Consider the following 18926-nt stretch of genomic DNA (forward strand, 5'->3'; position numbering starts at 1 on the left):
TTAGCACGCTTTTTTGTTACAACAGTATTTCTATTTTACTTTTTCAAAAATTGTTGAACATAGGTGTTGTTATCTTGTAGAATACGTATAAAATAGTTTCCAGTAGCAAGATTGCTTACATCTATTGTTTTAGTGTCATCAAGTTTAGCATTTAATACACGCTTTCCTTCTACTGTAAATACAGAGTAGATTGCATTATTTAATTGAATAGATGTCTCTAAATTAATAATGTTGTCAGCTGGGTTTGGATATACTTTTAGATCGTTTCCAGTGATATCATCTATGCTTAATGCTTCACTTTCATCTATAATAAGTGTATCATTAATGTCAGGGTTTTCAACTACAGAAATTTGCCCAGATGGCCAGTATACTGTTACTATTTCGATCTCTTCATCTTGACCAAGACCAAAATGTGTATTAAGTGAACTCATATATCTAAAGCCTTCTCCACTTCTTACATCTCTAATTTGAGTGCCTAGCCCAGGAGACGTTATTTCTACACGAGCTCCAATACCATTTATGTTACTTTCGTCTCCTATAGTAACAATTTTAATCCAGTTGTTGTCATTCCCATTGTTTAAGAAAAGTCCATTACTGAAAATATCAAGAAATCCATCGTTGTTTGCATCTCCTATAGCCCCACTATCTGGTACTGTTTGTGTGATTGTTGTAAACGATAGTCCATCACCTCCATTTAAAAGAATTCGTCCGTTAGAGAATATATCAATATGCCCATCATTATCAAAATCGGCAGGTGCATTTTCAATTCCTAATGGTGTGTTAGAAAGGTCTACAGATCCAGAAATATCAGTAAATGTACCGTCTCCATTATTACGCACATACTTTGTAGGTCCATCTGAAGTAGAACTAGCGCCAATATACCCATCCATATCTCCATCATTATCATAATCTCCCCATGCAGAAGACCATGTCTGTAATGGGTCGGCTAAGTCTACTCCACTATCTGGAGCCACATTTGTATACGTATTATCTCCATTATTTCTATGAAGTTCATTGATTTTTGCATCTGTATTTCCTCCACGACACTTAGCAATAAAGAGATCCATATCACGATCATTATCGTAATCAATCCATACGGTACCGTAGTTACCTCCATTACTTACAAGTCCTAATCCAGAAGGAATTCCGTCTGGATCTGCTCCTTGGTAGAAGGTAAGATTTCCTTCACCATCATTTATGTAATATACATTAGGCGCAATATCATGGCATACAAATGCATCTAAATGCCCATCATTATTAAGATCTACAAAATTGGAACGTTGTGAAAATACAAACTCTGGCCCAGAAACTTCAGTATACGCAGTACCATCTTCATTTGCCATCATAAAGGTAACACCATTACCACCTCCGTATAGAAGGTCATTATACCCATTGCCATCTATATCACCAGCAGCAAGACTCCAAGATGGTGTATAGTCTGCATTTGTAGTATTAATGTCTACAGGATTAAAACCACCTGTTTCGAGCTGATAATTGATGTTTATATTATTAGCGGTTACCGAAACTAAATCATCAAGATAATCACCATTCATGTCTACCATTGCTAATCGAGATCCACTTGTAGAAACACTTTGTGCCGTAAATGTAAGTTGCCCTGGAGGCGCCGCATCTGCTTCATTTATTTCAAAATCGAAGCCAGCTGATGACCATCTGTTATCCCAAGCGATATAGTAAGACTCTCCTGCGTTTGCTTGAAAAGAAGCTACCGATAGAAAACCCTCTCCAATATTCCCACCATCATCGTCTCCTACAAGACAATTTAAATTGTCACAAGTGCCAGCATATATTTGTACACGCGTATCTCCACCTGAGTTAACTTCTAAATCTGAAGTTACGGTTACATACACATCATCTCCTGCTGGGGCTGTATAGATATACCATTCTCCATTATTAGCTTGATTTGTTGTTTCTGTAGTACATACAGGAGTTGGAGCTTGTCCATCTATACCGTCTACAGTATGCGTTCCTGCTGCTACGGGAACAGCATTTGCACAGTCTTGTTGCGCATGTATTGCAATAGGCAAGCACAACAATGTGGTGTAAAATAGTAGTTTTTTCATAATTAGTTTAGTTTAGTTTATTCGCATTCTGTATCTAATTCATTGATAAATTCTTCTAAGAGGGTTACTGCTTCTTCATGTATAAGTGTTCTTCCTAATAACGGCATACGTGCTTCTTCTGCGGTTGTATTTAGTCTAAAGTATAGGGTAGATCGTTGTATGTTACCAGGTCGTATAATGTGTGTAAGTCCATTGCCTAAGTCTTCATCAGGTACTACACATACTCCAATATTTTCATCTAGAAGAGATGATGTGTAATCTAAGCGTATAGGTCTATACGAACAATGTCCGTCGTCTATATGACAGTGTGCGCAGTTAACCTCAAAATAGTTGCGAACTCTATCTTTTAATGGAGCACTGGTATCTTGCCAGTCTATAAGAGCGCTTACATCTGCAGGAACTGATTGTAAATATCCTTCTTCAATCCATTTATCTAGTTGGTTTGCTGTGCTTCCATCTGTATATGTGAAATCTCTATTGAGGTTTTGAGGTTTGGGTCCAATAGGAATAGAAGTATCTCCAGATTTATGACATGTTTGACACTCTGTTACGTTAGGTATTCTATAGTTTACAGATCTTGTTTCACCATTTAATTCCCACATAATATCTACATTACTGCCATCTAAATTGTATGTAGCTTCAGTTTGTGTTTCATTCCAGATATAGTCTGCAAATTCCCAACCATCTGCAGTATTTATAAGAAGTCGTGTCTCTAGAATTTGTCTTGCGTTTTGAGGCAGTACATTATCATAAAAGAAGTTTTTTATAATGATGGTCCCTACAGGAAACACTAATAGTTTATCATCTGCATCATAGGAAGCACTCACTCCCTCAGGCATCCATATAAAACGTTTTTTTATAGAGTAGTCAGAAAAAAGTTTATTGATTAAAGAGTATTCTAGTACTCCTTCGTTAGGAGTAAGATTAGCTAGATTTCCATCAAAAAAACCATATTCAGATAAGGTATCAAAAGGGACAGCTGTTAAATCAATAGTCACTCCCATATCTTCATCTGTACTTCCTTCATCATCGGTACTTCCTCCGTCATCATCTGTCATCATGGGGTCATCATCTGTTTCTCCCATAGGTGTATAGTTGTCGTCGTTTCCGCAGGATAATAATAGTGTAAATAGTATAGTCGTGAGTGTTAAGTAATACTTACTCATATTTAATGTAGTTTTGAAAAATATGGTTTTTATTATAATTGGTTTAATCCCCTTTTTAATAGCAAAATAACACAAAACATGTTATTATTTTGTACGCTGTCTTGTTATGGTGTTAAAAAAGCGTTGATTTGCTATCTTCTACTAAAATAACAACTGAATGTCAAAAGTTCCTACCTAAAACTGTTAAAAAAAGATGTAGTAGTCTTAATGCTTGTTTTATAGTAGGTTCCTTTGTTTTGCATGTTCAATATTACCTATTAAAAGATTGCCTGAATTATGCGTGCTTTATACGCTTTCGCGAAAGCGTATTTAGTAAGGAATACAATTCTAAAGTAGTTTCAATAAAAAAAGGGTTGTCTTAAAACAAGACAACCCTTTTTGTAAAAGTATGTGTTATGTATTATTATTTGATAATTAATTTATCAATAAATGTTTCTCCATTAGCAGTACTTGCTTTTACTAAATAGATTCCTGTGTTAAGTGTATTAACATCTACTTGTAATTGAGAAGTTCCTGCTTGAATATCTATACTTTTCACTTTTTTACCAGTGATATCAAAGATCTCTAATTGCTCAAGGCTATTAGTAGCATCCCAATTTAATGAGAAACTTGAACTTGTAGGGTTAGGGAACATGCTTACTTGATCAGAAAGTGTGTTCTCTTCAATAGCTAATGTACAGTCAATAGTTACTGTAGCAGTACACGTTGATGTATTTCCTGCTGTATCAGTTACTGTTATTGTTACTGTATTATTACCATCATCACTACAATCAAAAGTATCTATATCTAATGTTACTGTAGTTTCGTTTCCACAGTTATCACCAAATACTCCTTCTTCTGGAATAAAAGCAACATAATCATCTGTCGCACTCCAGCTAGCTGAATTACGTCCAGGTGTTGCTACTCCAATTGTTCCGTCTATGTTTTCTATACCTTGTGTCGCGTTACCATCTGCAGGTATTGACGCACTGTGTATCTCTACTATGTTAGATCCTTCAAGTAAATGTACTTGCGAAGTCACTGCATTTGTAGATCCAAAATACGGTACATTATCAAATTCCATAACAAGTGTTCTATTAGGAGCAGTACCAATTGTTTGATAGCTAATTGATCCTCCTGCAGTTGGGTTTATATCTTCCCATGCAAAAGCAATAAGATTATCTATACCATCAGTTGATGGAAGCACTGGTCCTGTACAACATCCATTATCTACTCCAGATGAGAATGTGATAAAACCATTTGATGAGATATAAAAGTTTTGATAAGTTTCTCCAAAGAATTCAAAATCAAAACCTATAGGTAACGCACCAGATACTTGATCATCTCCTAAGCCAACTCCAGTTCCATTGATATCTGCTGGAGCAAATTCTCCAGTTTGATCAACTGTATAATTATCTCCTGCTGGGAAATTTGCAATTACATCTCCTGGTGTGATTACGACAACTTCTTGTTCGTCATTTACTTCGATAGTAATGTCTTGACATTCTAAAATTGGAGTGTCAGAACGCACTTCTATAGTATCTGTATCTGTATTTCCTTCAGAACATTCACTTTCTGCTGTATATGTAACTGTATGTACACCAATTCCAGCTGCTGCAGGGTCAAATGTATATGTCATACCATTTCCATCGTCAGTTACTCCTGGTCCAGAATAGATTCCTCCTGCTGGTAATCCTCCGTCTAGAACCATTGTTGCTTCAGATACACAAAATACTGTGTCTGGAGTACTTAATGTTATAGATAAAGAATCAAAAGCTTCTGTTCCATCATTTCTATTATTAGAAGAACCTTGATCAGCACTAAAGCCTAAACCTCTTTTTGCAAATGCTTCCCATATGATACATTGGTTTTCACCATTAAAAAGTGCTGCATCTGCTGCTAAGATAGCATCTCTTCCGTCTACAAATCCTGGGCTACAAGGTTGTAATTTTAAACCTTCAGTAACTAATGCTAATGCAATATTATTACCTCCTGTACCATTATATAAATCTGGATCAAATCCATGCTCTTCAATTAATCCCCATGTTACTTCCCATAACATTGCAGCCCAAACAGAACCTAATGGGTGAGGCCCACCAGTACCTTGGATTGAATTATATGTTCTAGGATCTTGTGCTAGATCTGTTGTGTAAGGAAAAGCTCTAATTCCAGGTCCATTTTCATCTTGACCAAATAACCAGTTTCCTACAGGGCGTAAGTCAGTGCTTACGTCATCAGCTTCAATGGTAAGAACTGTTCCATACCAGTCACTCCATCCTTCTCCCATCTGCTCATCGTTAGAAAGACATCCAGAGTTACCTCCACCACCAGTAAGACGTATTGAAACACCGTGTCCATATTCATGAACTATTACTAAGTTGTCTGTACTTCCATCTCTATTTCCACAAATGAAATTAGACATTTCTCCAGAAATACCATCTGGTGGAGTACCGAAGAAAGCATTACAGTTATCTCCAATTTGAGATAATGCATTAACAGAATCATTTCCTAATCCTCCGTTTCCATAATTATTTACTTGAAAGTTACCACTAGCTTCGTCAAAACCATAACGGTACGTAATATCGTGTATCACGTTACTCCAGTAAAAAAGATTTGTAATAGCTGCGTCTTCAGACTGGTCACCATTACTGAATACAGGATTGTAAGGGAAATCAAAAACAAGTCCAGCACCACCATCAGGTTGGTACCCATTATTATTACCAGCTTCAAATGCATTTACATTATTTCCTTCTGTAACTGTAAATTCTGCTCCATCTGCTCCATCAGTATCATGCCATCCAAAAGGAGATGCAATCACATCGTGTGGATCTGATACAATACTACGATCACCTTGTAGTGGAGAAGCAAGTGGTAATGCAAATACATTATATGTTCCATTATCCATAACTGCAGTTGCAGCTGCGGCAGGTCCCATGTTAAAAGCAGTAGCGGCATCTTTTGAATGGTCATGTGCGTGTCCTGCATCACACTGTATCATCCAGTTATTTCTTGAGATAATTAATCCTGTTGTAGCATCAACAAAAAAGTTATACCAATTATTATCATTTACTTCTTGTATAGAAATTTCCCAAGTAGCTACCCATTTACCATTTTCTAGTTTGCTATATACTAGCTCGGTAGGGATGTCTTTTTTTGAGATACCTCCATTACTAAATAATGTCTTGTCTGGAAAATTACTATTGTTTGGTAATTGCGTAATAGAAGACGTAATTGAATACTGCATTCTTTCAGCGATACGTTGAATAGCTTCAGTTTGACTAAGAGTAGGTGATACAACTCCAATTTTCTGATCAACATCTTTTATAAATGTATGTTGTCCTTTTATTAGATTCCCATTTTTTAGGTGAATGCTACTTTCTGTACCAATTACCTCATGACCATTGTAAGATTGTCTGAAGTAAATGTGTAATATCCCACTTTGACTACTTGTATGCTGACTAGTAATTTTATAGTTAGCAATGTCTGTAGGATTTAAATCATTGTTTTGTACTTGTTGTAACAAATACATAGTCACATCTGATGATTGGCTTTGCGCATTTATTGTAAAAAAGCCCAGACATGCAAGTAGTAGTAATGCGTGTAATTTTTTAAACATATTTTTTAGTGTTTTGCTTTATGCTATTAAAGCGTTTGAGTGATTGATTGAGTGAATAGTTAAAAATGGAATTCTCAATATTTACTATTTTGGAAGCTATTATATTATTGAAATACCACATTTATTAATTCCCCTTTAAATGCATTAGTAATAAAAGTTTTAAAAGTAAATTAAAATCTATGCTAATGTGTAAGCTCCGATAAAAATTTACTTAGGTTATGTAATTAGTTAGTTATTAAATATTAAACGATAACGAGTTAAAAATAGTTAATATATAAAGATATAACAATTAAAAATTGAAAAACCCTACCGAGCAAGAGTAAATATTTTTTAAAATACATTTAAATCTCTGAATATCAAATTCTTAAAGGTGTTTTCTTTTTGTTTAAGAAATACTATTTATTTTTATACGCTTTCGCGAAAGCGTACTCAAAAAAAATAAAGAGTGTTAATTTTTATGGTCATTACATCATATATTGTATTTTAAATTCATAATATTGGAGTTATGTATACATCGAAAAGATTAGAGCACGCTATTACAAAATTGTACACAGCCTTTCACAATAATACACTGCATCCAGAATGTTGTAAATCTTGTGCAGTAGGTAATATACTTGATAATACAGATGCTTGGAAACATCTTTCTGATGTGCATGGTTCTATAATTTTAAATTATATTGGAAAAGTACATCAAGGCTTGGGAAGAAAATTTAATGGGTATACACCCCAAGAATTATTACAGATAGAAGCTGTTTTTTTAGAAGCTTGTGGGTATTCCTTGCCACTTACTTATAAAAATATAAAACCTTCTAATCCAGAAGATAAAGAGACTTTATTTCAGGGTCTTTCTGAGACTATTTCTTTTTTATGTAAACTTGATAACATCACTAATGTAATGGATTACTCGAAGTTATTTGAGTTTAAAGAAGATCATGCTCCAGTTTATGAGCTAGCTTTTTAATTTTTTTCTTTAAGATAGTCTTTATATTCTTTAAGATAGTTTTCTAGGGCATCACCTACAGCTACTTTTCTCCACAATTCTATATCTTTTTCTATAATTCTAGGATCATAAGATGCATTTATATACTTTTTTATAGAAGTGATATATCTTTTGTCATTTTTAGGGATTTTTATGATAGATTGTTTACCAGTTATTGCATAATTACCTTCATAAGAAACACAAAATACAAGTACTTGATCTCCATTTGAAAGGGTAGTTCCTTCAAAACAATCGGTGGTTATACTTCCTATACTGTTCATATCATTGCCATGTGATTTTGAATCTAAAATCACTTCTTTTATAGTGATATGGCCTTCTACAGATGTATATATAGCATCTTCAGAAACCTCAGCAGGGTTTTCTATTTTGGTAACCGTGCCTAAAAGTATAAGGCTATAACGTGACCCAAAACCAAAGGGTGTAAAATCATTTGCCCAATACATATACCCAAGATCTAATGTGTCTGTTTTTATTACATTAGGTTGGATGTTTTTATGAGATTGACATGCTGTGGTAATAAGCAGTGTAAATGCAATCAGTAAAATGGGTGTGTAGAACGTTTTCATACAATATAATTACTAATCATATTGTAAAATACGAATTAATCTTCCAAAGAACTATTTCTGTAATAGTAAAGATTCGTGTGCTGAGAAAGTATTTGACTTTTAGCTTCTTTCTTAATTGTAGTGCAATAGAGAAAAGATTTTAAAACAAAAATAAGGTCGTATTTATTAAAATAATACGACCTCACTATTTTGTTACTAGCAATTTGCGCAAACATGAGCACAAGGCCCAGGATTTAGACAATCTGCACAAAGTGCTACGCGACCACAATTTGGGTCCCAATTTCCTCCGTCAACTTCTTGTTGTTCTACTTTAGTTAAAACTTTTCCTAGACTTAATAAATCTTTCATAATTTCATTGTTTATAATTACTGAAATCTTGAACTTTTAAAGACACTCAAGATTTATGTCCATTTATTAGCTAATTAGAAGATTCTACACTCTTCACCAGATCCAAATATATCAGAACATGGTACGCAAATACCTCCTAGAGATGCACATGTAGATGGACAAGATGGACCACAACCACTACCAATAAATGGACGACGTGCTCCTTGAATTTCTTTTTGTTCAATTTTACTTAGTACTTTTCCTAATTTTAATAAGTTTTTCATGAATTATATTTTTATGGTTAATAAAAGAATAGTTAGAGACTACCTTAGTTTTAAAATAAATGATCTACTTAAACACTACTCATTATTTCATTTTACTATGGTCAAATAGTAACAAGCGTACAATGAATTATAGATTTGAATTCGTGCAGTGTTTTTTAAGTAGATGAAGCTATTTAAAAGAGGTCTCTTTAAATGATGTAGGCTTAATAAATTAGTTTAAGCAACAAACAGATCCATTATGAGTCCCGTAACATACGCTCCCTCCAGGACCTGGAACGGCACATACATTAGTTCCTTCTTGACATAGATATGGAAAACCAACACAGCTTCCCGATGCACAACCAATTGGTCTAAGTCGACCTCCATTAATTTCTTTCTGTTCTTCTTTGCTTAGAATGCTTCCTAAATTTGATAATTTTTTCATAAGTTTTAGTTTTAATTTTTTTAAAAATCTTGAACATTTAGAGACATTCAAGACGTATGTCTTTAGTAATTTGTCTAGTTCGTAGTAATACACTAAGTACTATCATCTTACACTCAAACTTCATTGTTTTACTAAGAGAATACAAGAAAAATTTACAGGAATTCGCGGAATTTCAGTATTAAAAATTAAATTTAAGTATTTGTTTTTTAGTACTTTATATGTTTTTTAAAAGTGCAGCGTAGTAAGAGGAAAAAAATATCGGAACGGATGTTGTATTCTGTTTTTTTGAGGAAGTAATATCAAATTTTTATAATGTAACCGCTCACTTTTAATATCTTATGTTTTTTAAATATAATTCGAAATGAGTTCGCTTTCGCGAAAGCGTATACTAGAAATATAGAAGTATTTCTCTTAATAAAGATGTTAAATCTACGTTGTTATGAATGTATCGTTTTGATTTGATTATTTTAGAGAAAAAATGCAATCTCCCTAAATGTGCACATTTATGTATTTCAATAGCATACGGTTTTTTTTATTTTGGAGCTTATGTTGTTTGTATAGTTGCGTATATGCGCAAGATGGAATATTAGAAATACCTGATTCTCTCAAAAATAAAACGTATGATTATTTATATACAATGCAGGGACAAAATGTTGAAGACACCATTTCTTCTAAGATGTATCTTAATGCTTGCCTCTATAAAGCTACTTTAACTAATGACTCCAAAAATAAGGCAAGAGCATTAAATGAACTTTCCTATTATGTAAAATCTAAAGAAGTTAAATTAGATCTTATACAGAAGTCTTTAATTGAGAGTCATAGTTTAGATTCTACATATTCTATAGCAGCTTATAATAATTTAGGATTATATTATCTAGATTATTATGATTATGACAAGGCGCTTACAGAATATCTTAGAGTACTACGTCTTTCTAAAAAATATAAATACAAAACGTATGAAGTTATAGCGACCACTAATATCGCTGAACTTAAAACAAATATTGGAAAGCATGAAGAGGCTTTAGAATTATATAAAAAATGTTATGAGATAGAAAAAAACAAGAACCCTATAGAAGATGTAGCCATTGTTGATGTGTCATTATATTTAGCAAATTCATTTCGAAATAATAAGAAGTATGACTCAGCTTCCAATTATTATCATTCGGTCATAGATAAAATAGAAAAAAAGTATCCTTATTTTTTAAGTATTGCAAAGATAAACGAAGGAGCTAATTTGTTTTATAAAAAGGAATATAAGCAGGCTAAAATTTTATTGGAAGAAGGAGCCTCTCTTATAAATACGAACTCTGCGTTTTATTTGAAATATTATATAATATCGCAATTCTACTTAGGGAAAATACATCAATTTTCAGATAATCAACGCGCAATAGATCATTTTTTAAAAGTAGATTCTTTACTTACAAAAGTAGATATCGTTATTCCCGAGGTAAGAGATACGTATGTATCATTATTAACAGAACATACAAAGAATAATTCTTATGAAGAACAGTTACATGTGATTAACAAACTCATGAAATTTGATAGTATTAAGAATGCTATTAGAATTAGTATGGGAGAAAAATTAAATGCTGAATTTGACACTCCTGAATTATTAAAAAGTAAAGAAATAGTAATTCAAAAATTAGAAAATAAAAATCAGAATCTCAATTTAAAATTTGTCCTTCTACTAATACTGTTTCTTATCATTACAGGGATTATTATCATTCAATTTAGACGACATAGACTATATAAGTTGCGCTTTGAGAATTTATTAAATGAATCTAATAATACAACTAAAGAAGTTCCAAAAGTAGACGTAGAAAAAACATTTCAAAATTTGAATATTGATCCCAAAACAGTTTCATTGATTTTAAATAAGCTACAGGTTTTTGAAACAAAAAAAAGGTTTTTAAAAAATGGAATTACGGTAACATTACTCGCTAAAAAGCTCTCTACAAACACAAAATATTTATCTAGGATTATTAATATTTATAAGGGAAAAACATTTATTCATTATATCAATGATTTACGTATTGAATACATTTTGGATGAACTAAAAGTCAATACAACACTTCAACGTTATACGATTTTAGGTATTGCAAAAGAAGCAAGTTTTAACTCTGCTGAATCCTTTACAACTGCTTTTAAGAAAAAAACAGGTATAACCCCTTCATATTATATAAAGAATTTGAAAAAACAAAAACTAGTATCTGAAATTTAGTAAAGATTCAGTTAGCGCTGTAAATTATTCTAGACATTTATGTCCATTATTTTGTATCTTGATAGTTCTAATTCAAAAAAACAATGAAAAAATTAAAAAAACTACGTTTTGATAAATTAACTATTTCAAAACTCACAAGTTCAGATGTAATTATGGGTGGTTCTGGTATTTGCGGAGGAAGAAGTCGTCCATATCATTGTCCTCCAACTAATAATAATTGTCCAGGAAGTACTCCAGCTAACGGTTGTTAATATCCATATCATATATTCTTTTAAATAATAAAAGAATCATATGGTACATTTAAAATGGGTCTGCTTTGTATGAAGCAGACCCAAATAAATAGTAAACGTTACTTCTCTTACTTAACATTGCATCCCAACATTTTCAGGGCACATGTCACCACCGCCACCACCGCCAGGAGATATACAATAACCATCTACAGTACATACAGTGTCACCTGGACATTCATAAGCACTACATGGCCATCCTTCATCACCAGGTCTTGTAAAAGTTGCTCCATCACCAGCAGCAATGCTTTTTAATTCAGTAGTGTTTAAATTTCGTCCAATGTTCAATAAATTTTTCATAATTGTGGGTTTTATTAATTGATCTATATCTTGATCATTTAAAGACATTCAAGTGTATGTCTGTCACTTATTACAGAGATGTTTTATACTAGGAATACCCTATGTAATGTGACATTCAAATGTCATTTTTTTAAACGTGTGGTACAAGGAATACTTGTTCTGATTCACGGAATTGAATCATTTAAGTAAACATTTAAATAATTGATTTTGAGTGTTTTGTGTTTGTTTTTCTATTTAATGAGAAAACACTTAGACTTATGTCGCTATATCATTTTTTAAAACGTTTTTTATACTCTATGAATTTATTTTGTAGGGTCTAAGGCTTGTAGTGGAGTTTAATACCTTTCATTATTTAAAAAAGAGTACATCCTAAAATATAATTCTTTATAAATTATAAAGTTTATCCTTTAATAAAAACACTTTCTTACATTACTATTGCTAATTTGATTACATTACAATCTTAAATAATATTCCCTATCAAGTTGAAAGCATGTTTATACGTAAGTAATAAAGCCTATTTTTTCTTAGTATTCTTGTTATGTGTGAGTCCTATATATGCACAAGATAAAGTATTTGAAGTGCCAGATACCTTAGCAGGAAAAACATATTTTTATCTTTATAATCAATATAAGAAACGTGTCTCTGATACGACTCATTCGAAATTATATCTCAATACTTTTCTTAGTAAAGCAACAAAAGAAGGCAATAGAATAAATAGAGCGTTAGCATTTAATGATCTTTCTTACTACGTAGATACTAAAAAGGAAAAACTACAACTTATACAGGCATCATTAGCAGAAAACAGTCATATAGATTCTTTGTATTCTATTGCTACGTATAATAGTTTAGGATTGTACTATAAGAATTCTTATGATTATGAAAATGCTCTTGAACAATACCTTCGAGTTTTAAGTATTGCCCAGAAAGGAAATGACACATTGTATCAAGGAATAGCTAGAGAAAATATTGCAAAAATAAAAACCGAGATAGGAAATTATGAGGAAGCATTAAAATTATATAAGAGAGAGTTTGATCGTAAAAATAAACGAGATGATGTGTCTGAAGAAAATATAGTATTAACTACTTTAAGATTGGCAGAGTCGTATAGGTATAACAAAAAATATGACTCGGCTTCTTATTATCATCATTCAGTCATTAAACTTGTAAGAAAAAAATATTCATACATTCTAAGTATGGCAATTATTAATGAAGGAATTAATGAATTTTATAAAAAAGACTACAGGAAGGCTAAGGTATTATTAGAAGAAGGTGTATCTCTTATAAACTCAAATTCGCTATACTATCTAAGATATTATATTCTTGCACAATTTTATTTAGGAAAAATAAATGAATCTATAGACAAAGATCTCTCGATATCATATTATCAAAAAATAGATTCGTTGCTTACAAAAGTTGATATTGTCATTCCAGAAGTCAGAGAAACTTATGAGTATTTAAAGATTAATCACAAAAAAAATGATGATTATTCAGGACAATTGTATGCGATAAATAAATTGTTGAAATTTGATAGTATTATTGCTGTTAGAAAAATAAAGACTTCCTATAAATTAAATACAGAGTTTGATACGCCAGAATTTCTTAGGAATAAAGAGCTGTTAATTAGTAAATTAGAAAATAAAAATTATAATCTGAGTATAAATTTCATTTTTCTTCTAATTATAATTGTGATAACTATTACAGTCATTATCATCCAATTTAGGAGGCATAAAATATATAAACGACGTTTTGAGAATGTCGTGAAGGAGTTAGAATACAAACCAGAAGAAACTCCAAAAATAGAGATAGAAAAAGCGTCTCAAGATTTGAATATTGATCCAGAAATAGTTTCTTCAGTATTACATAAGTTAGAAATATTTGAATCGAAAAACGGATTTTTAAAAAGAACAATCACTATAACATTATTAGCTAAAAAACTATCTACCAATACAAAGTATTTATCAAAGATTATAAATACGTACAAAGGGAAGACGTTTGTTCACTATATTAATGATTTACGTATTGAATATATTTTACACGAGTTAAAAGTAAACCCGAGATTACATCATTATACAATTTTGAGCATTGCTAAAGAAGCTAGTTTTAATTCTATAGGTTCATTTACAGTAGCTTTTAGAAAAAAAACGGGCATTACGCCTTCATACTATATTAAGAATTTAAAGAATAAACGAAAAGGCGAGGTGTAATTTTGTATATTCATATCTCTTCAATAACAACATAAGAATCATGAAAAAAAAATCTCTAAAAAAACTATCACTGAACAAACTACATATTTCAAAACTTACAATTTCTGATACTATTGTTGGTGGTTCGGGCAATCACATATGTTGGCCAGAGAGTGAACCCTTTAATGTCTGTCCACCACCTGCAACATGTTTTAGAACAAGATGTGATTCTTGTAATACAAATCAAGTAAATGGTTGTTAGAAATTAATAGTAGTAAGGCATATAAGTCTTAGCTAGATAAAAACAGGAAACCCAATCAAATATATTTGATTGGGTTTTTTAATTTAATCCATAACATAACGCAATTATGAATGATCGTGGAGTCGGGAGTTAATGTATAAGGACTAACGAGTGAAACTCCAACCCTATCACAATTAGGAATAACAAAGAATGAAAGTAGTACCTATCAAAAAATAGCAAGTATTAAATAATTATATTTATGGAATGATAAATTAATACTGCTATGAGTAAGCCAAAAAAGGAAAAGATTAGCAACCCATTAACTCAAAAGGAAATCGACGTCTTGCGGAAGTTAATCAATCGGTTTGAAGCTCAGGAAGAAACTAAAATAGTTCCTGAGCTAACACCAAAGGAGAAGCGAGTAAAGAAGTGGGAAAAGATATTAAATAGCGGAAAACGAGTAACTAAAAAAGATATACTAGGAATGTAAACCTTTGCTAAAAATGAGTAAAGAATTATTTGATAGAGACTTTAAGCCTTATTTTGAGAATAGAAAAGAGGTTGCAAAAATTGACAGGAGCTATCCGCCCGAAATAATGGTTGTGCTATCATGTGGATATACACAAAGATTTGCGCATCAAATGGATGATGAAAATGCAGTTGCTAGATGTAGAATGATGAAGCGTAAAGGGATTGAAACAAAAACTTTAGAAAACCTATGACAATATAAGTGTGTATATTGTCATAAACCTAGATTATATCCAAAAAGTAATAATAAATGCTTAAAAATGATCAAAAAATAAACTTAAACGTTTATTGATGTAAAGCAAACTAGGTGTGAGATTTCACCAGATTTGCAAGGCTTATGAATTTAGATACCCCAGAGGGGGAGTTAGTGAAATACACTAAGTATTACTAAGGTGTTTGTAATAGAAAACTAATACATAAGCGCCAGGAAACATGAGTCATTAATGCTAAAAGCAATTACCCTTCTTTTGGGGTGTTAAAACTATTTCCTGTTGTTGTCTTTATCTTCTTCTTGTGCTCTTTCTTTCTAATATTTTTTACATTAAAGGTTAATTTAGAAAAATTATACGCCTGATTACAGAAGATGAAAAGCGCTGAAACTACAGATTCGAACTAATTCAATCCTTTATATTCTTTAGGATACTTTATAAGTTTACATGTTTATTAAATTAAACATAACAATTTTGTTATATAACAAATATGTTATATATTTGCAATGTGATAAAGATTAAGTTCTTTGAAAAATTGATGTTTAATTTAAAAACTATAGCAAAATGGCTAAAGTTAGTGAGCTTCTTAGGAGGCTTAAAAAAGATGGATGGCATATACATCGTCATGGAAAAAAACATGATCTGTATAGACATCCAGAGAAAAACGGCGAGTTAGTTATTCCCAGACACGGGAGTAAAGAATTAGCAAAAGGTACTTTACATAGTATCTTGAAAGAGGCGGGGCTTTAATAGCCCCATCTTTTTCAGATTCGGAGAAAAAATACACAAACATGGAAAAAAAATCATTAACAGCAGTAATAGAAAAAACTGGAACTGGCTTTTCTGGTTACATTAAAGAAATTAGCGGAATTGTGTCGGTCGCTGATAGTTTAACAGAAATAAAGGAAAATTTATCGGATGCGTTAGAGTTGAAATTAGAGAGCATTGAAGATATTAAATTAGAATACGTTATAGATTTAGAGCAATTTTTTGAATATTATAACGTTTTAAATAAATCTGCTTTTGCAGATTACATAGGAATGAATAGAAGTTTATTCCGACAATATATAAGCGGTTTAACAAACCTTTCTGACAAGAAGTTGTTGGATATTAGTAAAGGTTTACATAGATTAGCTGAAGATTTTAGTGATGTTGTTTTAGTTAAGTAAATTAATTATTCAATTTTCATTGAACATTTATCACACCAATTTTTAAGAAAAAAAAACATTTTAAAACTCTGTTTTTCTTAATCTTTACCTTTCAAAAGGGCTACATTAGTAGCCCTTTTATTGTTTGATTATAGTTGAAAATATAATTTAATCTGCTTAGAACTTGAATACAACAACATATTTGTATTTAGTGTAAATAAGTGCGATAATCCAAATCGCAAATATTCGACTTGATGTAACAATTAATCTATTTAGAATGAATACAAATAACGGTGAGATTATGGTTAGGAAATTATTTAAACATGAAGGTTAAAAAAATCCAATAATTCAAAGTTAAATAAAATTATTGTCTAAATGTTGTCTAAGAAAATCAACATAAAAACCTTAATCATCTGTTAATAAAGTGATTAAGGTTTTATGTAAACGATAATAAGTGGAGTCGGGCGGACTCGAACCGCCGTCCAAACAAGTAACGAAATAGCTTTCTACACGTTTAGTTTCTAATTAGTTTTCGTGCAACCACCGGTCAGAAACTACCAAGGATTACCTTATTCTCAATTAAATTTCGCTTTCGTATCAAGACCCTACAAAAACTAGGTTTACTTTTACGAAGTCACTATATCAAAAACCGCAAACCAAGGTGTTTGAGTGACTTCCTGCTTGTCTACCTTGTAGACCGAGGCGTAATCCTACTATAATTCGGATTATGCAGCTAGGGCGTAGTTATTTTCGCCGTTTAAAAAGTTTGAAATATGATATTTACGAGCTATATCCCAGCGCTCGACGTGCTTACCATTTGGTTAATCTCGCTGTCAAAACCAAATCGACCCCTTCCATAAGATGGGCACGTTATACGTACCGTAATCGAATTGAATCCTGAACTTGTTTCAGGAATTCATCGATATCTCATTTATTTTCAATGAACATTTTCCGATGTAAATAATAGATACCGTCTAGAAAATAGTATTATTTTGTATACGCTTTCGCGAAAGCAAAACAAGTCCGCAAATATAGGACTTAAACCCATATATTTGCTATATAATTTATGTCAAAAGGCGTACCACATCGCTTAACTGACAAATCAACAGAACATAAAATACATATTCATGAAGTTTGCCATTATAAAAGAACGTAAAAATCCACCAGATCGTAGAGTCGTTTTTTCTCCTCAGATGCTTGCAGAAGCACGATCACAATTTCCTGATGCCTCTTTTGTAGTCGAATCTTCAGATATTAGAATTTTTTCAGATCAAGCCTATGCATCAGAAGGTTTTGAAGTAACACAAGATGTCACAGACGCCGATGTGATGTTAGGTGTAAAAGAAGTGCCTATTGATGCACTTGTGCCTAATAAAAAGTATTTCTTCTTTAGTCATACCATTAAAAAACAGCCTTACAATAGAAAATTATTGCGTGCTATGCTTGATAAGAATATTGAGATGTATGATCATGAAGTGATTATTAAAGCCAATGGCGCTAGGCTTATTGGTTTTGGACGTTATGCAGGATTGGTAGGTGCCTATAACGGTTTTCGATTACTAGGAATACGCGACGGACTTTTTGAATTACCTAAAGTAGAATACTTACGTGATCTTGATGAAGTAAAACAAGAGCTAGATAAAATTACACTTCCTACCATTAAAATTGCACTTTCAGGAACCGGAAAAGTAGCAAAAGGAGCTAAAGAGATTTTAGACCATTTGCAAATAAGAGAAGTGACAGATGAAGCCTACTTATTACAAGACTTTGACGAACCTGTATACTGTCTCATTGATGTGATGGAATATAATAAGCGTAAAGATGGCGGTGAAGGTGATAAATATGCATTCTATAAAGATCCTTCTCCCTATGAGAGTGATTTTATGAAATATGCAAAAGTGACCGATTACTTTATTGCTGGTCATTTTTATGGAGACGGTGCCCCTTTCTTATTTACTCGAGAAGATGCTAAACATCCAGAGTTTAAAATCAATTTAGTAGCAGATGTATCTTGTGATATAGATGGTCCTGTAGCCAGTACTATACGACCTTCTACCATTGCAGACCCGTTTTATGGCTATGACCCAAAAACAGAAACTGAAGTTGCTATGGATGCTCCAGGGGCTATTGCCATGATGGCGGTAGATAACCTTCCGTGTGAATTACCTAAAGATGCGAGTGAAGGTTTTGGAGAAATGTTTATGAAACATGTCATTCCTTCCTTTTTTAATGATGATGCCGATGGAATTTTAGAGCGTGCATTAATGACGCAAAACGGAAAATTAACAGCACGATATGCCTATTTACAAGACTATGTAGATGGAAAGGAATAGTTTCTTATACATAAATTGATATAAAATGTGTTG

The 18926-nt window shown here is 32.2% G+C and carries 17 protein-coding genes and 1 other RNA gene; 9 read left to right on the top strand and 9 right to left on the bottom strand.

From position 1 onward, the window contains the following. Positions 1-35: 35 nt before the first annotated feature. The 3 genes from Q1A60_RS16880 to Q1A60_RS16890 form a co-directional block, all read right to left on the bottom strand. Positions 36-2081, bottom strand: coding sequence for an FG-GAP-like repeat-containing protein (locus Q1A60_RS16880; RefSeq protein WP_299767584.1), 2046 nt, complete (start codon positions 2079-2081; stop codon positions 36-38). 17 nt (positions 2082-2098) lie between these two features. Then, positions 2099-3247, bottom strand: coding sequence for a hypothetical protein (locus tag Q1A60_RS16885; RefSeq protein WP_299767583.1), 1149 nt, complete (start codon positions 3245-3247; stop codon positions 2099-2101). A gap of 403 nt (positions 3248-3650) precedes the next feature. Beyond that, positions 3651-6842 (bottom strand): M36 family metallopeptidase, encoded by a 3192-nt coding sequence (locus tag Q1A60_RS16890; protein WP_299767582.1) that lies wholly within the window; start codon positions 6840-6842, stop codon positions 3651-3653. A 505-nt stretch (positions 6843-7347) separates the two neighbouring features. Between Q1A60_RS16890 and Q1A60_RS16895 the strand changes: the two genes are divergently transcribed. Next, positions 7348-7803: a Na(+)-translocating NADH-quinone reductase subunit F gene (locus Q1A60_RS16895; RefSeq protein WP_299767581.1), complete on the top strand. Its 456-nt coding sequence runs from the start codon at positions 7348-7350 to the stop codon at positions 7801-7803. Here the strand turns inward: Q1A60_RS16895 and Q1A60_RS16900 are convergent. The 4 genes from Q1A60_RS16900 to Q1A60_RS16915 form a co-directional block, all read right to left on the bottom strand. Beyond that, positions 7800-8408 carry a hypothetical protein gene (locus Q1A60_RS16900; RefSeq protein ID WP_299767580.1) on the bottom strand — a complete coding sequence of 203 codons (609 nt, stop codon included), beginning with the start codon at positions 8406-8408 and terminating at the stop codon, positions 7800-7802. The genes Q1A60_RS16895 and Q1A60_RS16900 overlap by 4 nt on opposite strands. Before the next feature lie 195 nt (positions 8409-8603). Next, positions 8604-8756, bottom strand: coding sequence for a hypothetical protein (locus tag Q1A60_RS16905; RefSeq protein WP_299767579.1), 153 nt, complete (start codon positions 8754-8756; stop codon positions 8604-8606). A 74-nt stretch (positions 8757-8830) separates the two neighbouring features. Further along, positions 8831-9019 carry a hypothetical protein gene (locus Q1A60_RS16910; protein WP_299767578.1) on the bottom strand — a complete coding sequence of 63 codons (189 nt, stop codon included), beginning with the start codon at positions 9017-9019 and terminating at the stop codon, positions 8831-8833. 211 nt (positions 9020-9230) lie between these two features. Further along, positions 9231-9443, bottom strand: coding sequence for a hypothetical protein (locus Q1A60_RS16915; protein WP_299767577.1), 213 nt, complete (start codon positions 9441-9443; stop codon positions 9231-9233). 637 nt (positions 9444-10080) lie between these two features. Between Q1A60_RS16915 and Q1A60_RS16920 the strand changes: the two genes are divergently transcribed. After that, positions 10081-11664, top strand: a complete 1584-nt coding sequence (locus Q1A60_RS16920; RefSeq protein WP_299767576.1) for an AraC family transcriptional regulator — start codon at positions 10081-10083, stop codon at positions 11662-11664. A gap of 83 nt (positions 11665-11747) precedes the next feature. Beyond that, positions 11748-11915 carry a hypothetical protein gene (locus Q1A60_RS16925; RefSeq protein ID WP_299767575.1) on the top strand — a complete coding sequence of 56 codons (168 nt, stop codon included), beginning with the start codon at positions 11748-11750 and terminating at the stop codon, positions 11913-11915. Positions 11916-12026: 111 nt separating this feature from the next. Here the strand turns inward: Q1A60_RS16925 and Q1A60_RS16930 are convergent, their stop codons facing one another. Continuing rightward, positions 12027-12251 carry a hypothetical protein gene (locus tag Q1A60_RS16930; protein WP_299767574.1) on the bottom strand — a complete coding sequence of 75 codons (225 nt, stop codon included), beginning with the start codon at positions 12249-12251 and terminating at the stop codon, positions 12027-12029. Between the two features lie 542 nt (positions 12252-12793). Here Q1A60_RS16930 and Q1A60_RS16935 point away from each other — a divergent pair. The 5 genes from Q1A60_RS16935 to Q1A60_RS16955 all read left to right on the top strand — a co-directional run bounded on the left by Q1A60_RS16935 (position 12794) and on the right by Q1A60_RS16955 (position 16581). Beyond that, positions 12794-14455 (top strand): AraC family transcriptional regulator, encoded by a 1662-nt coding sequence (locus tag Q1A60_RS16935; RefSeq protein ID WP_299767573.1) that lies wholly within the window; start codon positions 12794-12796, stop codon positions 14453-14455. 503 nt (positions 14456-14958) lie between these two features. Continuing rightward, positions 14959-15165 (top strand): hypothetical protein, encoded by a 207-nt coding sequence (locus Q1A60_RS16940; RefSeq protein ID WP_299767572.1) that lies wholly within the window; start codon positions 14959-14961, stop codon positions 15163-15165. Between the two features lie 13 nt (positions 15166-15178). Then, on the top strand, positions 15179-15397 hold the full coding sequence (locus Q1A60_RS16945) for a hypothetical protein (RefSeq protein WP_299767571.1): 219 nt from the start codon (positions 15179-15181) through the stop codon (positions 15395-15397). A 579-nt stretch (positions 15398-15976) separates the two neighbouring features. Continuing rightward, positions 15977-16162 carry a type II toxin-antitoxin system HicA family toxin gene (locus tag Q1A60_RS16950; protein ID WP_299767570.1) on the top strand — a complete coding sequence of 62 codons (186 nt, stop codon included), beginning with the start codon at positions 15977-15979 and terminating at the stop codon, positions 16160-16162. A gap of 41 nt (positions 16163-16203) precedes the next feature. Beyond that, complete coding sequence (locus Q1A60_RS16955; protein ID WP_299767569.1) at positions 16204-16581, top strand: type II toxin-antitoxin system HicB family antitoxin; 378 nt, start codon at positions 16204-16206, stop codon at positions 16579-16581. Positions 16582-17012: 431 nt separating this feature from the next. Here Q1A60_RS16955 and ssrA read toward each other — a convergent pair. Further along, positions 17013-17412, bottom strand: a transfer-messenger RNA (tmRNA) gene (gene ssrA, locus Q1A60_RS16960). A 275-nt stretch (positions 17413-17687) separates the two neighbouring features. On the opposite strand from ssrA, the gene Q1A60_RS16965 reads away from it, so the two are divergent. After that, positions 17688-18893: an NAD(P)-dependent oxidoreductase gene (locus Q1A60_RS16965; protein ID WP_299767568.1), complete on the top strand. Its 1206-nt coding sequence runs from the start codon at positions 17688-17690 to the stop codon at positions 18891-18893. The last annotated feature ends 33 nt before the right edge of the window (positions 18894-18926 follow it).

The sequence above is a fragment of the uncultured Dokdonia sp. genome (assembly GCF_947492535.1).
In the GTDB taxonomy this organism is placed as follows: domain Bacteria; phylum Bacteroidota; class Bacteroidia; order Flavobacteriales; family Flavobacteriaceae; genus Dokdonia.

Bases quoted from the DNA above. Each gene is read 5' to 3' on its own strand.
- Q1A60_RS16880 (WP_299767584.1), bottom strand. From the start codon at position 2,081: ATGAAAAAACTACTATTTTACACCACATTGTTGTGCTTGCCTATTGCA.
- Q1A60_RS16885 (WP_299767583.1), bottom strand. From the start codon at position 3,247: ATGAGTAAGTATTACTTAACACTCACGACTATACTATTTACACTATTA.
- Q1A60_RS16890 (WP_299767582.1), bottom strand. From the start codon at position 6,842: ATGTTTAAAAAATTACACGCATTACTACTACTTGCATGTCTGGGCTTT.
- Q1A60_RS16895 (WP_299767581.1), top strand. From the start codon at position 7,348: ATGTATACATCGAAAAGATTAGAGCACGCTATTACAAAATTGTACACA.
- Q1A60_RS16900 (WP_299767580.1), bottom strand. From the start codon at position 8,408: ATGAAAACGTTCTACACACCCATTTTACTGATTGCATTTACACTGCTT.
- Q1A60_RS16905 (WP_299767579.1), bottom strand. From the start codon at position 8,756: ATGAAAGATTTATTAAGTCTAGGAAAAGTTTTAACTAAAGTAGAACAA.
- Q1A60_RS16910 (WP_299767578.1), bottom strand. From the start codon at position 9,019: ATGAAAAACTTATTAAAATTAGGAAAAGTACTAAGTAAAATTGAACAA.
- Q1A60_RS16915 (WP_299767577.1), bottom strand. From the start codon at position 9,443: ATGAAAAAATTATCAAATTTAGGAAGCATTCTAAGCAAAGAAGAACAG.
- Q1A60_RS16920 (WP_299767576.1), top strand. From the start codon at position 10,081: ATGCAGGGACAAAATGTTGAAGACACCATTTCTTCTAAGATGTATCTT.
- Q1A60_RS16925 (WP_299767575.1), top strand. From the start codon at position 11,748: ATGAAAAAATTAAAAAAACTACGTTTTGATAAATTAACTATTTCAAAA.
- Q1A60_RS16930 (WP_299767574.1), bottom strand. From the start codon at position 12,251: ATGAAAAATTTATTGAACATTGGACGAAATTTAAACACTACTGAATTA.
- Q1A60_RS16940 (WP_299767572.1), top strand. From the start codon at position 14,959: ATGAGTAAGCCAAAAAAGGAAAAGATTAGCAACCCATTAACTCAAAAG.
- Q1A60_RS16945 (WP_299767571.1), top strand. From the start codon at position 15,179: ATGAGTAAAGAATTATTTGATAGAGACTTTAAGCCTTATTTTGAGAAT.
- Q1A60_RS16950 (WP_299767570.1), top strand. From the start codon at position 15,977: ATGGCTAAAGTTAGTGAGCTTCTTAGGAGGCTTAAAAAAGATGGATGG.
- Q1A60_RS16955 (WP_299767569.1), top strand. From the start codon at position 16,204: ATGGAAAAAAAATCATTAACAGCAGTAATAGAAAAAACTGGAACTGGC.
- Q1A60_RS16965 (WP_299767568.1), top strand. From the start codon at position 17,688: ATGAAGTTTGCCATTATAAAAGAACGTAAAAATCCACCAGATCGTAGA.